Origin of the sequence: Ruminococcus bromii, from assembly GCF_002834225.1 — a bacterium.
GTDB classification, from domain to species: domain Bacteria; phylum Bacillota; class Clostridia; order Oscillospirales; family Acutalibacteraceae; genus Ruminococcoides; species Ruminococcoides bromii.
Genome location: NZ_NNSR01000038.1, coordinates 29,569 through 43,561 on the forward strand (window position 1 = coordinate 29,569; position 13,993 = coordinate 43,561).

Consider the following 13,993-nt stretch of genomic DNA (forward strand, 5'->3'; position numbering starts at 1 on the left):
AAGTCAACTGATATTTAAAAATCAGTGTTTTTTACATAAAAGATATACTGAATACAGAAGATTTTACTGAGGACAGATTCGTACTAATCGTTCTCGGTGACTATTTGTCAAGTTTTCATTGACAAATTACGACACAAATTGTATATTATAAGTAAGGGAGCTGACAAGTTAGTCGGCTGAGAGGAGGCTGAATGCCTCGACCTATGACCTGATTTGGATAATGCCAACGGAGGGAAACAGCGAGCCTTTACGGACACACCTTTTGTTGGTGCGTCCGTTTTATTTTTATAAAGGAGAATCCGCTATGATTGGAAATTGTCTTGAAAATGTAAGAAAAAATGTACCGCTTGTACACAACATCACAAACTATGTAACAGTAAACGATGTTGCAAATGTACTTCTCGCTTGCGGAGGAAGTCCGATTATGTCAGACGAACCCGATGATGTTGCCGACATCACAAGCATTTGCGGCGGTCTTAACATCAACATCGGTACACTTAACAAAAACTCAATTGAGGGTATGTTCATTGCAGGCAAAAAAGCTAACGAACTTTCTCACAAAATTCTACTTGATCCTGTCGGCGCAGGCGCAAGCAAGCTTCGCACAGACACAGCAGTTAAGCTTGCAAAAGAAATCAAATTTGATGTTATCAGAGGTAACATCTCGGAAATCAAAACTCTTGCACTCGGAAGCGGCACAACAAAGGGTGTTGATGCCGATGTATCGGATGCGGTAACAGAAGAAAATCTCGATAACGCAGTTGCATTTGTAAAGGATTATGCCAAAAAGTCAGGATGCGTAATTGCAATCACAGGCGCTATTGACCTTGTAAGTGACGGCGAAAAATGCTATGTAATCCGCAATGGTCGTCCCGAGATGAGCAAAATCACAGGAACAGGCTGTCAGCTTTCGGGTATGACAACTGCATTTATCGTTGCAAATCCCGACAATGTTCTTGAGGCAACTGCCGCAGCAGTTTGTACAATGGGACTTGCAGGTGAAATCGCTTTTGCAAATATGGCAGAAACAGACGGCAACTCAACATACCGCAACCGAATTATTGACGCTATCTATAATATGGATGCCGAAACACTTGAAAAAGGAGCAAAGTATGAATTGCGATAAAAAAGATTTGTTGCTCTATGCCGTAACCGACAGGGCATGGCTTAACGGTGAAACACTTTGCAGTCAGGTTGAAAAGGCTATTAAAGGCGGTGCAACATTCATTCAGTTAAGAGAAAAAAACCTTGACCAAAAGCATTTTCTTGAAGAGGCTCTTGAAATTCAGAAACTCTGCAAAAAGTACAATGTTCCCTTTGTAATCAATGACAATGTAGAAATTGCAAAAGAAATTGACGCTGACGGTGTTCATGTCGGTCAGAGTGATATGGAGGCAGGCAATGTCCGCAAGATTCTCGGTGACGACAAAATCATCGGTGTTTCGGCTCAGACTGTTGAACAGGCTCTTCTTGCTCAGAAGCACGGAGCAGATTATCTCGGAGTCGGAGCAGTTTTCAAAACAGGCTCAAAGGACGATGCAGACGATGTTTCACACGATGAACTTCAGAAAATCTGTGAGGCTGTTGACATTCCTGTAATCGCAATCGGCGGAATCAGCTCCAAAAATGTTACGGAACTCAAGGGCAGAGGTATCGTAGGCATTGCCGTTATCAGTGCTATTTTCGCTCAGCCCGATATTACAAAGGCAACAGCAGAGCTTAAAGCACTTACGGAAAAGACGGTTGCAAATGATTAAATCTGCAATATTTGATGTTGACGGCACACTTCTCGATTCAATGAAGATATGGGATGACGCAGGAGAGCGTTACCTCTCGTCTGTCGGCAAAACAGCCGAAAACGGACTTTCCGAAAAGCTCTGTGATATGAGTCTGACGGAGGGTGCGGAGTATATGAAAAAGCAGTATGCTCTTTCCTTTTCAACTGATGAAATAGTTTCGGGTGTGCTGAAAATCATTGAAGATTTTTACTTTTATGAGGTCGGTTTAAAAAATGATGCAAAAGAAATTTTGCAGTTTTTGGAATCGAACAATATCAAAATGATTATTGCAACATCAAGCGACAAAACGCATATTAAAAAGGCATTTGAAAGGCTCGGTATTCTAAAATATTTTACGGACATTGTGACCTGTTCACAAATCGGAAAAGGCAAAACAAGTCCCGACATTTACCTTGCCTGTGCAGATAAACTCGGAACAGCTCCGAGTGAAACGCTTGTATTCGAGGATGCTGTTTTTGCCGCAGAAACTGCTCACAAGGCAGGTTTCAAAACGGTGGGAGTGTATGACGAATCGAGCAGGAATGACAAAAACAGAATAAAAGCCGTTTGCGATTACTACGCAGACAGCTTTGAAAAAGCGGCAGATTGGGGGCACCACCTTTTGTCGCTGTAAAAAATTAATGCAAAGAGGAGATTAAAATGAAAACAGCATTAACAATCGCTGGCAGTGACTGCAGCGGAGGCGCCGGTATTCAAGCGGATATCAAAACTATGATAACAAACGGTGTTTATGCCATGAGCGCAATCACCGCACTTACCGCACAGAACACAACCGGCGTTACGGCAATTATGGAATCCACACCCGAATTTCTGGGTGAACAGCTTGAAAGTATCTTTACGGATATTTATCCCGATGCCGTAAAAATCGGAATGGTTTCTTCATCAAGCCTTATCAAAACAATTTCGGACAAGCTGAAAAAGTACGATGCAAAAAATATTGTTGTCGATCCGGTTATGGTGGCAACAAGCGGAGCAAAGCTTATCAGCGACGAGGCGGTAAGCACTCTCAAAGAGCATCTCTTTCCGCTTGCAACAGTTCTTACACCGAATATTCCGGAGGCGGAAGTTCTCTCTGAAATGAAAATTTCAAATGAGGAAGAAATGATAAAAGCCGCTGAAATAATCAGCGAAAAGTACGGTTGTGCGGTTCTCTGCAAGGGCGGACATCAGATTAACGATGCAAACGATTTGCTCTTTAAAGACGGCACCTACACATGGTACAACGGCAAAAGAATCAACAATCCCAACACACACGGAACAGGCTGTACACTTTCAAGTGCAATAGCCGCTAATCTTGCAAAAGGCTTTGACCTTGACGCTTCCGTAAAGCGTGCAAAGGATTATATTTCAGGCGCACTTGCGGCAATGCTTGACCTCGGCAAAGGCAGCGGTCCCATGAACCACGCTTTTGACATTCAAAGTAAATTTACAAAAGAAAATTCGGAGGCAGAGCAATGAAAAAGCAGACAAGTGTATTTGAAAACAGTTTGATATGGTTCGGAGCAGGCGTTTCAATCGCCGAAATTCTCACAGGTACATACTTTGCTCCGTTAGGTTTTGAAAAGGGCATTTTAGCCGTAATCATCGGTCACATAATCGGATGTGCAATGCTCTTTTGTGCAGGACTCATCGGCGGTAAGTGCCGTAAAAGCTCAATGGAAACCGTAAAAATGAGCTTTGGCAACAAGGGCGGACTTCTTTTCTCTGTCCTCAATGTTATTCAGCTTGTCGGCTGGACAGCCATTATGATTTATGACGGCTCACTTTCCGTGAACAGTATTCTGAATATGGGCGACACAGGCAGGTGGATTGCCTGTATCGTAATCGGCGCATTGATTGTACTTTGGATTCTTGTCGGCATTTCAAACCTCGGCAAGCTCAACACAATCGCAATGGCGGCACTGTTCATTCTCACAATCGTGATGTGTTTCTTTATTTTCGGAAACGGCAACGGTATGGGTGCGGCAGGCGATGACTCAATGTCGTTCGGTGCGGCAGTTGAGCTTTCGGTAGCAATGCCGCTTTCATGGTTACCGCTCATCAGTGACTACACAAGAGAGGCGGAAAAGCCGTTCAAGGCAACTCTCGCAAGCACACTTGTTTACGGTGCGGTAAGCTGTTGGATGTACATAATCGGAATGAGCGCATCTATCCTTACAGGCGAAAGCGATATTGCAAAAATCATGCTTAAATCAGGACTCAGCATTGCAGGTCTTGTAATTGTAATCCTTTCAACAGTTACAACAACCTTCCTTGATGCTTACTCGGCAGGAATTTCGAGTGAGTCGATATTCTCAAAACTCAAAGGAAAATATGTTGCCGTTGCAGTAACAATAGTAGGTGTAATCGCCGCAATTGTTTATCCTATGGATGACATTACCGATTTTCTCTATCTCATCGGTTCGGTATTTGCTCCGATGATTGCCATTCAGATTGCAGACTTTTTCATTCTCAAAAAAGACAGAGCAAACAAAGCCGTTGACATCTGCAACATTATAGTATGGCTTGCAGGCTTTGCGGTATATCGTTTCCTGATGAATGTTGACATTATCGTCGGCAACACTCTGCCCGATATGGTTTTCACAATCATCCTCTGCGTCATAGTTACCAAAATTGCAGACAAAATCACCTCAAAATCCAAGAAAGCGTAATCGCTTACAACAAAGTCAAATCCCCGTCAGATTTCTCCGACGGGGATTTTTACATTTAATTTTCGTTATTATATTTTAAAATATCATCATAAGCAATCAGGCTGACATTTCCGAGTTCATTTGCCTTATCAATGCAACCCTTTGTAAAACCGGACTTTGAAAAAATATAAAAATGCTTTTTGTCGAAATTAAAAAGTTTACTGCGTTCAACAAGTGTTTCAAGAATACCGAGGTCAACACTTTCATTACGCCACTTACATTCACCAAAAAGAGCCGTATTTTTATCTGCCGAGCCGATTATATCAATTTCCTCCTGTTGTCTTGTTTTTGGATTTGTTCCCCACCATCTGCCGATATCCGTAAAATCAATTTCGGAATCACCGTTCAGCAGCCTTTTCCACAAATACTGCTTGCAGATTTCTTCAAACACAGCACCCATATAATCCGACAAATACGGTGCAATTCGACTGTACGCAAGTTCAACCGCACCTCTTGAAATTATCGAAGAATTTTCCGGCACAAAACGATACCAAAATCTGAACATATTATCCTCAATAGAATAAATTGTTTTCTTTGTGGATTTTTCACCGTATGGCACTTCTTTTCTCACAATTCCGAGAGCAACAAGATTCTTGACATAAGCAACACAAGTGCTTGAGGTTTCTCCAACCTTTGTTGAAATCTCCGATATTTTTGATGCACCCGTAGCAATTGCCGTAATCACGGCATTATAAATAGCCGGCTCTCTTACCTCTTGTTTCAAAAGATTGTTAGGTTCTTCATACAGAGCCGATACAGGATTCAGAAAAATATTTTTTATATTATCCTCTATTGAAATTTTATTGTTAATCTGCAAAAGATATTGCGGTGTACCCCCCACAAGCCCGTAGGCAAGCGCCTTATCTTCAGGTGACATTCCGTTAAAATACTCACAAGCCTCGCAAAATTCAAACGGCAAAATCTTAAACTGAGCCGTTCTTCTGCCATACAAGGGTGCTTTGTATGCAAGCACATGGTCCTCAATATATGACATTGATGAACCGCAGAGAATAAGAAACAACTTTGAACTGTCTTTATATTTATCAATTAACATTTGCAGTGTTGAAGCAAGACTTCTTGACGCTCTTGCTACATATGGATATTCGTCAAGGCAAAGAACAAGTCTTTTGTTCTCTGACAATTTAAAAACATATTCAAGTGCCGACTGAAAGTTTGAAAAAGCAGTATCCGTTTTCATCCCTGTTGAAAATTCAAGAATACACTCGCTCAAATTTTCAAGATTTTGCTTTGCATTTGTTTCAACTCCTGTGAAACAAATTGCGTTTTTATCCTTGACAAACTCGTTTATGATAGCCGTTTTTCCTACACGGCGGCGACCGTATATGACGGCAAATTCAAATTTTCCGCTGTTATACAATCTGTTAAGCTGTAAAAGCTCATATTTTCTGCCTATAAACAAAATCCTCACCTCTGACCGTTTGCAAATTACTCATTTATAATTTAGTTATTTACGATTAACTAAATTATAAACCACTGTTTTTGCTAAGTCAAGATTATTTTGCAATTTAGTTGGTTACGATTAACTAAATCGTGATAAAGTTATATTTTTTATATGTTGTAAAAATATGTCACCAAAGAAAATTTCGGTATAAAAAACTGTATGAATCAAACAATATTACTGCAAATAATTTGCTGAATATCTATCAGACAAGGGACAGAACTGTCCGAAGGGAGTTTTAAATATGAAAGCAACAGGAATCGTCAGAAGAATTGACGATCTCGGCAGAGTGGTTATACCGAAAGAAATCAGGCGGACGCTTCGTATTCGTGAGGGAGATCCGCTCGAAATTTATACCGCAACGGACGGCGAGGTTATTTTTAAAAAATATTCGCCTGTCGGAGAGCTTGCGGAGTTTGCGTCACAATACGCAGATGTGCTTGCAAAAATCAGCTCAATGCCGACAATCATAACAGACCGTGACCATGTAATCGCCGCCGCAGGAGTTTCAAAGCGTGAATTTCTTGAGCGCAGGGTAACAGCTGTGCTTGAGGGATATATGGAAAACCGCAAAACTTATTCGGCAACACAGCAGACGCTCGGCGATATTCAGCCGATTGAGGGCATTGAACATTATGCATCGGTAATCTATCCGATTATCGCCGCCGGAGATGTTTCGGGTGCGGTAGTTATGCTCACAGGCGAACAGACCAAAATCCCGTCAAATGCCGAAATCAAGCTTGCACAAACAGCCGCCGCATTCCTCGGAAAGCAAATGGAAGAATGATTTTTAAAAATAGGTAATAATAAAAAATGCGGTCGGGAAGACAGGTGTAAAACCATACACCGAATTTTCCCGACCGTATTTGTATAAATCAAGTACACAAAACAACGCTTTACCGTATTTAACATTTATGGTATCATTAAATAAATTAAGTTGAAAGGTATGTTTCTTATGAATGGCTTTTCCGAAAAGGTAAAACAAAAATTAGGTTACTATGTTTATGCCCTTGCAGATCCAAGAGATAACAAAATTTTTTACATAGGCAAAGGAATTAACAACCGTATTTTTCAACACGAAGAAAAACTCAATAATTCAAATAAGTCAAATCGTATAAAAGAAATACTCTCATCGGGTAACAAAATCAAAAAACTAATTATATCATATGGTCTTTCGGAAAAAGAGGCATTCGTTGCCGAATCGGCTTTGATAAATATAATGAACTACATTGACTCTCAAGCACTGACTAATGTAGTTTCGGGACACCACACAGCACCTGTTATTACAGCTGAAGATTTTGAAAAAATTTACGGTGCCGAAATTCTTTCAAAAGAAGATATTTTCCGCAATCTTTTAATTGTTAAAATAAATTCACTTTATAAATACGATATGTCAGACAGCCAAGTTATGGAATGTGCGAGAGGTCATTGGATAATCGACACCAAACGAGCAGAAAATTGCGACTATCTTATTGCTGTAAATCACGGACTGATTGTCGGAGTTTATGAAAATATGAAGTGGTATTCTTCAGGTGTGGAAACCCCATTCTATCCACGATTGTGCAAAGAAAATCTTTCAAGGTCAAATCGCAAATACTGCACCTGTCAAGCAGTTAATAAGCCGAATATCTACATAAACAAAAACATTGCCGATTTAGTAAATATGACGCAAAATCCTGTTTCATACATAAACGGAAGAAAAAACACCGCTAAGGTGCTAAAACCATACTACGAAAAATTCATCAATAATTCTATGGATATTCATGATTTTGAAATGAATTTCGGTAATGATTTGGTAAAAATGGGATTTAAATTAGGCAGTTTCAATGATTCAAAATATGAATATAATAACAAAAACATTTTAAATATTACCGATTACAAACAGCTTAAAAAAATGCTGAAACATACGGATTACAGCACAGCCACATCATTGTTGATTTCAAAATGGAGATATATCACACATTGGAGTTGTATGGATTATCAGCAGGAAAAAGATTTACCATTTTTCAAAGCTGTTATAGAAAGAATATTTGAACTTTCCGAGTAGCTTCATACAAAAAATTTTACAATTGATTTATTTTGAATAATCTTCAATTTTCTAAAAAACTTGCACATACAAAAAATAAAACTTCAATCTCTTGTAAACCGAAATTGAAGTTTTTTATTGACATAATTATTCATCAATGATAATATATAAGTAAGGAAACGGCTTTAGCTGTTTCGCAAGTTTGAACAATAAAATCAATTAAAGATTAACCGCTCTGTTCACGACACAGGGCGGTTATTTCTTTATGGTGAACACAATAAAAAATGTGAAGATGATTATCACAGCTATGTATTCCACGCAATCACCCCCTCTCTGATAAGGGAGTCGAAACAGCCGCCACCGTTTCCTTACCGAGTAATTATAGCAAAGTATTTTAATATATTCAATATCACGAACTTAAAATCACAATATATTTTATTATTAAATCACACCACATCAATCTGGCACATTTTCATTGTTGCGAGGGCGGAATTATGGGTTTCGGGGGTTACGCCGGCACAGCAAGCCGAATCAACGCTGTTTCAGCGTTCGGGAAAAGTGCCTTTAGAATCAACGCATTTGACACAACGCAGATATCGGTGCAAAGTCCTGCAAGCTCAATTTTTTCAAAGCAGAATTTATCCCAATGAGTATAGCCGAATGACGGTTTGTCAATATGGATTGCGTCGGGAACATCAAGTCCGTCTGCAATCTGCCAGCCGTGAGTATTTTTTACGCAATGTACAACGGGCAGTTTTTTGCCCTCGGGAGTGCTTAGGTAATCTTCACCGTGAGTATCCCTTGTAAAAATAATTTCATCACCGTTTGAACGGTATTCTTCAATCTTTTTGCGTACATTAGGCACAATTTTCACAGTCTCGGCAGTGCCAAGACTGCCGTCAATAAAATCGTTCTGCATATCTATTACAATCAAAGTTTTCTTCATACAAATCACTCCGTTTTTATTTTGGACTGTGACGGCTTAACATACAGCGTCTTGTTATTGACATAAATCACCATACCGGGTTTTGAACCGTTTGGCTTTGATACATAACGAACGAGTGTGTAGTCAACGGGAACCTGACTGCTGTTTCTCGCCTTGCTGTGATATGCCGCAAGCTGTGCCGCCTCACAGATAGCCGTGTCGGAAATCTCTTTGCCGTCCGAAACAACAATTACATGAGAACCGTGAATGTCCTTTGTGTGCAGCCACATATCGTTCTTTGACGCTGTTTTCAAAGTCAGCTTATCGTTCTGACGGTTGTTTCTTCCGACAAGGATTTTAAAACCGTCGCTTGATTCAAATTTGAGCGGCGGCAAAGTTGTCTGACGGGGCTTTTTGCCCTTTTGAACCTTGAGATAGCCCTGCTCGGTAAGTTCCTCACGAATTTGTGCAAGGTCTTTTTCATTCTCCGCACGGTCAACCGTATCAAGAACGGAGTCTATATAATCAAGCTCTTCTCTGCCCTTTTCAAGCTGTTCTTTGAGCATAATTTCGGCATTTTTAGCCTTGCGGTAATCCTTGTAATACTTCTGAGCATTTGCCGAAGGTGAGATTGCCGGATTAAGCTTTATGCGTAAAATTGCGTTGTTCTCATCGTAAAAGTTTTCAACATCAACATACTCCGCACCACGCTCAATGCGATAGATATTTGCCTGTAAAAGGTCACCGCATATGCGAAGATGCTCACGGTCTGCACAGCGTTCAAGCTCACTCTTCTGCTTTGCAATCTTTCGTGCAAGCCTTTCAAGGGTGTTGTTCAAAAGCTTTGTAAGGCTTTGTGATTTCACCCTCATTCTGTCACGGCTGTCACGAGCCTCATAGAATCCGTCAAGCAAATCGGAGAAGCTTTCCTTACTCTCAACCTTTGCAAAATCGCCGTACTGCTCAATATTCATAAAGCAGAAGTCCATAGGCTTGCCGTCCTCACGATAAACCACAACAGGCTTGCCCGAACAATCGCTGCAAACGCTTTTCAGCTTTTCGATTTCAACCGCGAGTCGGTCAAAAAGCACACCCTCAATTCTGTTGGTTGCGCCCTCCATAACCTTGTATTCAATCTCACGGCATACAATCGGAGAAACACCCTCAATTGTCCTTAACAGTGCCTTGTTAAGCGGCATTTCCGTGTCAAGATTTTTTACGGCTGTACACACATCAAGTGCAGTACATTCAAGCAGATTCAGTTTGTTCTGCGATTCGGGAAGTTCGTATTTTATATTTGGCAGTACAAGTCTTTTACTGCTCATTGTAAGATCTACACGCTTGAGCGAGTCGATGATAACACCGTTTGAATCGACAATAATTATGTTGCTGTACATACCCATAATTTCGCATACAACAGTTATCATCACAGTATCGCCGAGTTCGTTCACGCACTCGAAATCGAGCATAAGAACACGGTCGCAACCGTTCTGGCGAAGTCCCACAAGCTTTCCGCCGCCGATTCTTTTTCGCAAAAGCATACAGAACATCGGAGGTTGTGCAGGATTTTCGGGTGTTGAAGAACAGAAGTTCACTCTCGGTGAATTTGCTCGTGCAGAAAGCAACAGCTTTTTGTTGCCGGAAAATGTTCTCAGCCCGAACACAAGCTCCTCTCTGTTCGGCTGATAAATCTGCGACACCCTTGCACCGAGAGCCTCTTTTTCTATTTCAGTTTTAATATGTCTTAAAAAAATTCCGTCAAGCGCCATAGTAACTCCGTAAATTATTTGTGATATTTACCGTTTGATGAAATCTCAAACGCACGGTAAATCTGTTCGCTTAAAATCATTCTTGCCATTTGGTGAGGAAAGGTCATTCTGCTCATGGAAAGACGGACATCCGCCCGTTTTTTAACCGATTCGTCAAGCCCGTAGCTGCCGCCGATTATGAAATCAACGGTGCTTTTTCCGCTTACGGACGCATTGTCAATCAAAGTTGAAAGCTCCTCGCTCGACATAGGCTTTCCCTCAATGCACATTGCAACAACATAATCCGAAGGCGAAATTTTTTGCATGATTCGTTTTCCCTCAGAGAAAATAACCTCATCAATCTGCGACCTATTCGGTATGTTGTTCTTTATGCGTTCTTCCGAAAGCTCAATAATGTTGAATTTACAAAATGCGGTCAAGCGTTTTGCATACTCTGCAATTGCGTCGGTAAAATATTTTTCCTTGATTTTTCCAATGCAGATTATGTTAATTTTAATCATATTTTTCTCGCTTATTTAAGGTTAAAAGATGATAGTTTTTGTTGTGCTGACACTCGGCGCAACATCAAGCGAATAATCGCTTTTATACTTCATTCCGTTTGATGTGAGCAGGTCAACGGATGTTGACATTGCAAGCGGAACAGTGTTATTTTCTTCGCTGAGGTGACCGAGCATAAGTCTTAATGTTCCCTTTTCAACAAGGTTGACAAGCTCCTTTGCGCACGCCTCATTTGAAAGGTGTCCCCTGTTTGAAAGGATTCTCTGCTTTAGCGGATAAGGATAAATTCCGTTTTTGAGCATATTGATATCGTGATTTGACTCAAGCACAACAAAGTCGCTCTGCTCTGCGGCAGTTCTGACATTGGGCAGCATAACACCCATATCGGTTGCTATAAGTGCGGATTTTCCGTCGGGAGCAGTAACACGGTAACAACAGCTTTCAGCCGCATCGTGGGGGGTGTCAATTCGCTGAACACGCATATTGCCGATTACAACCTCGTCAGTTATAACATCTGCATCAGCGTTAGCCTCGATTTTATTGCCTGCTCTCAACGCATTTAGTGTGCCAAGACTTGAATACACCTTAAAGCCGTAACGCTTTGCAAGCACACGCAAGGCACTGCAATGATCTGTGTGTTCGTGAGTTATAAAAACTGCCCCGATACTGCTCATATCAAGTCCGTTTGCAAGCATAGCGTTTTCAATCTGCTTGCATGAACGGCCTGCGTCAATCAAAACGCCCTCGGTTGCCGAACCTATGTAATAACTGTTGCCCTTACTTCCGCTGAACAGCGGCACTGCTCTTGCCAAAACAATCAATCCTTATCATTAGTCTGCCAAATATGATAACACAAATTTTATAATTTGTAAATTTTATCTCACAAAAAAGCCGTTTTCACAAAGAAAACGGCTTTGATTTCTAATTAAGTTTTAATCAGGCACCGAGCTCCTGCTCGTTGTCACCTGTAAAATACACCTTTTTAATGTCTGCACCAAGTCCTCTGAACTTTTCAACAACATCCTCATAACCGCGTTCAATAAACTGTATGTTTGAAATCTCGGTTGTGCCGTTAATTTCAAGAGCGGCAATAATCATAGCCGCACCTGCACGAAGGTCGGTTGCCTTAACGGGAGCCGCGGTGAGCGGAGTTCCGCCCTCAATGATTGCAAGTCTGCCCTCAACGGAAATCTGCGCGCCCATTCTGATAAGCTCGCTGACATACTGATAGCGGTTATCCCAGACATTCTCGTTGATGATGCTTGTTCCGGGAACGCTCATAAGCAATGCGGCAAACTGCGGCTGACAGTCTGTCGGAAAGCCGGGATGCGGCATAGTCTTGATGTTACAGCGCTTTAGCGGAGCAGATGACGCGTCAACCTTGAGAGCCTCATCATATTCCGTAATCTTAACACCCATTTCACGCAGCTTTGCGCTGATTGATTCAAGGTGCTTTGGTGTAATGTTCTTTACCGTAATACATCCTCTTGTTGCGGCGGCGGCACACATATATGTTCCTGCCTCAATCTGGTCGGGAATAATCGAATAGGTAACGCCGTGAAGATATTCAACTCCACGGATTTTGATAACATCCGTACCTGCACCTCTGACATCCGCACCCATTGAATTAAGGAAGTTTGCAAGGTCAACAATATGCGGTTCTCTTGCGGCATTTTCGATAATGGTCTGTCCCTTTGCCTTTGATGCGGCAAGCATAATGTTCATTGTTGCACCAACGGACACAACATCAAGATACACATGTGTACCGACAAGGTTGTCGCATTCTGCCTCTATAATCGCACCGTCAACAAGCTGAGTTGCCGCACCGAGAGCCTCAAAGCCTTTAAGATGCTGGTCAATCGGACGCACACCAAAGTTACAGCCGCCCGGAAGAGCCACCTTAGCCCTGCCGTACTTGCCCAAAAGTGCGCCGAGAAGATAGTATGACGCTCTCATACCTCTTACAAGGTCTGTAACCGCATTGCATGTGCGGATTTTTGTAGGATCAATATATAAAGACGAACGGTTGATTCGCCTTACATTAGCACCCATCTGCTGAAGAATCCTGCTGATGAGCGATACATCGCTGATGTTAGGAATATTTTCAATCTGGCAGGGTTCATCACAAAGAATAACTGCCGGAATAATTGCAACGGCTGCATTTTTCGCACCGCTGATTGTCACTTCACCTGATAATGGCTTTCCGCCGGTAACTACAAACTTCTCCAATTGTTACACCCCAATTATGTGCAAAAGATATTAAAAAAATATCTGAAATATATATCAAATAAGTAAAAGTCAAAAATAACACGAATTTAAAATTCGCAGCAGGAACTAATTTGTTACATTTTATTAAAAATAAACCTGCTCGATTACGCAGATGTAACCTATCAATTCTCTTACAGAAAATGATACTACAAAACTGTAGTAAAGTCAACGGAATAATAAAACTGTAATCTATTTTTGGGCAGGTTGTACTCAATTTATTGATTTCTTGCTGTTTTTGTTTTTATTATAACCAAGCGTCATTTTTTAAATTGATTTTCCTTAAAAAGAAGTAATAACTCAACGGCTTTTTTTGTAAGATTGTTACAAATTGAAACAAGTGTTATTTTCGTGTTATCATCAGGAGTCTGAGCATTTTACAATTCAAATTGAATACAGAAAAATATCATTCTGCCGCTTCGGAATAACTTTGCACCTTTAATTCTTTCTTTTCTCCCTTTTATTTTAAGCTTCACTTCCTATACTATATTATATATACTCTCCAAACGAACACAATAAACAAGCGAGATATTAGGGTAAAAGAACTTGAAAATTATTACAT

Annotated in this window: 12 protein-coding genes and 1 pseudogene; 7 read left to right on the top strand and 6 right to left on the bottom strand. The window is 40.9% G+C overall.

All coding sequences use genetic code 11. From position 1 onward, the window contains the following. The first annotated feature begins 304 nt into the window (after positions 1–304). From thiM to cytX, 5 genes are read left to right on the top strand one after another with little or no spacing between them, the layout of a single operon-like run. Positions 305–1,126 carry a hydroxyethylthiazole kinase gene (thiM, locus tag RBATCC27255_RS03590; protein WP_015522707.1) on the top strand — a complete coding sequence of 274 codons (822 nt, stop codon included), beginning with the start codon at positions 305–307 and terminating at the stop codon, positions 1,124–1,126. Continuing rightward, complete coding sequence (thiE, locus tag RBATCC27255_RS03595) at positions 1,113–1,757, top strand: thiamine phosphate synthase (protein ID WP_101028782.1); 645 nt, start codon at positions 1,113–1,115, stop codon at positions 1,755–1,757. Before thiM ends, thiE begins: the two co-directional genes overlap by 14 nt. Further along, positions 1,750–2,412, top strand: coding sequence for an HAD family hydrolase (locus RBATCC27255_RS03600; RefSeq protein WP_046433653.1), 663 nt, complete (start codon positions 1,750–1,752; stop codon positions 2,410–2,412). The genes thiE and RBATCC27255_RS03600 overlap by 8 nt, the downstream gene beginning before the upstream one ends. 26 nt (positions 2,413–2,438) lie before the next feature. Next, positions 2,439–3,257 (top strand): bifunctional hydroxymethylpyrimidine kinase/phosphomethylpyrimidine kinase, encoded by an 819-nt coding sequence (thiD, locus tag RBATCC27255_RS03605; protein ID WP_021882611.1) that lies wholly within the window; start codon positions 2,439–2,441, stop codon positions 3,255–3,257. After that, complete coding sequence (gene cytX / locus RBATCC27255_RS03610; RefSeq protein ID WP_101028783.1) at positions 3,254–4,450, top strand: putative hydroxymethylpyrimidine transporter CytX; 1,197 nt, start codon at positions 3,254–3,256, stop codon at positions 4,448–4,450. Before thiD ends, cytX begins: the two co-directional genes overlap by 4 nt. A gap of 55 nt (positions 4,451–4,505) precedes the next feature. Here cytX and RBATCC27255_RS03615 read toward each other — a convergent pair whose 3' ends face one another. Further along, positions 4,506–5,909 (bottom strand): ATP-binding protein, encoded by a 1,404-nt coding sequence (locus tag RBATCC27255_RS03615; protein ID WP_101028784.1) that lies wholly within the window; start codon positions 5,907–5,909, stop codon positions 4,506–4,508. Between the two features lie 283 nt (positions 5,910–6,192). Between RBATCC27255_RS03615 and RBATCC27255_RS03620 the strand changes: the two genes are divergently transcribed. After that, entirely contained in the window at positions 6,193–6,735 is a 543-nt protein-coding gene (locus RBATCC27255_RS03620; protein WP_101028785.1) for a stage V sporulation T C-terminal domain-containing protein, read from the top strand. Positions 6,736–6,894: 159 nt separating this feature from the next. Further along, the gene (locus RBATCC27255_RS03625; RefSeq protein ID WP_147639959.1) at positions 6,895–7,995 is read left to right on the top strand and encodes an LEM-3-like GIY-YIG domain-containing protein; all 1,101 of its coding nucleotides are present in this window, start codon (positions 6,895–6,897) and stop codon (positions 7,993–7,995) included. Positions 7,996–8,420: 425 nt separating this feature from the next. On the opposite strand, the pseudogene RBATCC27255_RS03630 reads toward RBATCC27255_RS03625, so the two are convergent. The 5 genes and pseudogenes from RBATCC27255_RS03630 to RBATCC27255_RS03650 all read right to left on the bottom strand — a co-directional run bounded on the left by RBATCC27255_RS03630 (position 8,421) and on the right by RBATCC27255_RS03650 (position 13,395). Beyond that, positions 8,421–8,920 (bottom strand): annotated as a pseudogene (locus RBATCC27255_RS03630) (cysteine hydrolase family protein). A gap of 5 nt (positions 8,921–8,925) precedes the next feature. Beyond that, entirely contained in the window at positions 8,926–10,668 is a 1,743-nt protein-coding gene (locus RBATCC27255_RS03635) for an Rqc2 family fibronectin-binding protein (RefSeq protein WP_101028787.1), read from the bottom strand. Between the two features lie 14 nt (positions 10,669–10,682). Then, a complete protein-coding gene (gene rlmH / locus RBATCC27255_RS03640; protein WP_101028788.1) occupies positions 10,683–11,168 on the bottom strand; it encodes a 23S rRNA (pseudouridine(1915)-N(3))-methyltransferase RlmH in 486 nt (161 codons plus the stop codon). A gap of 21 nt (positions 11,169–11,189) precedes the next feature. Next, entirely contained in the window at positions 11,190–11,978 is a 789-nt protein-coding gene (locus tag RBATCC27255_RS03645) for an MBL fold metallo-hydrolase (RefSeq protein ID WP_101028789.1), read from the bottom strand. Positions 11,979–12,102: 124 nt separating this feature from the next. Continuing rightward, positions 12,103–13,395: a UDP-N-acetylglucosamine 1-carboxyvinyltransferase gene (locus RBATCC27255_RS03650; protein WP_101028790.1), complete on the bottom strand. Its 1,293-nt coding sequence runs from the start codon at positions 13,393–13,395 to the stop codon at positions 12,103–12,105. Between the last annotated feature and the right edge of the window lie 598 nt (positions 13,396–13,993).

What these genes read in the sequence shown, in the direction of transcription:
- RBATCC27255_RS03635 (WP_101028787.1), bottom strand. Translation starts at nt 10,668, where the DNA reads ATGGCGCTTGACGGAATTTTTTTAAGACATATTAAAACTGAAATAGAA.
- thiE (WP_101028782.1), top strand. Translation starts at nt 1,113, where the DNA reads ATGAATTGCGATAAAAAAGATTTGTTGCTCTATGCCGTAACCGACAGG.
- RBATCC27255_RS03620 (WP_101028785.1), top strand. Translation starts at nt 6,193, where the DNA reads ATGAAAGCAACAGGAATCGTCAGAAGAATTGACGATCTCGGCAGAGTG.
- thiD (WP_021882611.1), top strand. Translation starts at nt 2,439, where the DNA reads ATGAAAACAGCATTAACAATCGCTGGCAGTGACTGCAGCGGAGGCGCC.
- RBATCC27255_RS03600 (WP_046433653.1), top strand. Translation starts at nt 1,750, where the DNA reads ATGATTAAATCTGCAATATTTGATGTTGACGGCACACTTCTCGATTCA.
- thiM (WP_015522707.1), top strand. Translation starts at nt 305, where the DNA reads ATGATTGGAAATTGTCTTGAAAATGTAAGAAAAAATGTACCGCTTGTA.
- cytX (WP_101028783.1), top strand. Translation starts at nt 3,254, where the DNA reads ATGAAAAAGCAGACAAGTGTATTTGAAAACAGTTTGATATGGTTCGGA.
- RBATCC27255_RS03625 (WP_147639959.1), top strand. Translation starts at nt 6,895, where the DNA reads ATGTTTCTTATGAATGGCTTTTCCGAAAAGGTAAAACAAAAATTAGGT.
- rlmH (WP_101028788.1), bottom strand. Translation starts at nt 11,168, where the DNA reads ATGATTAAAATTAACATAATCTGCATTGGAAAAATCAAGGAAAAATAT.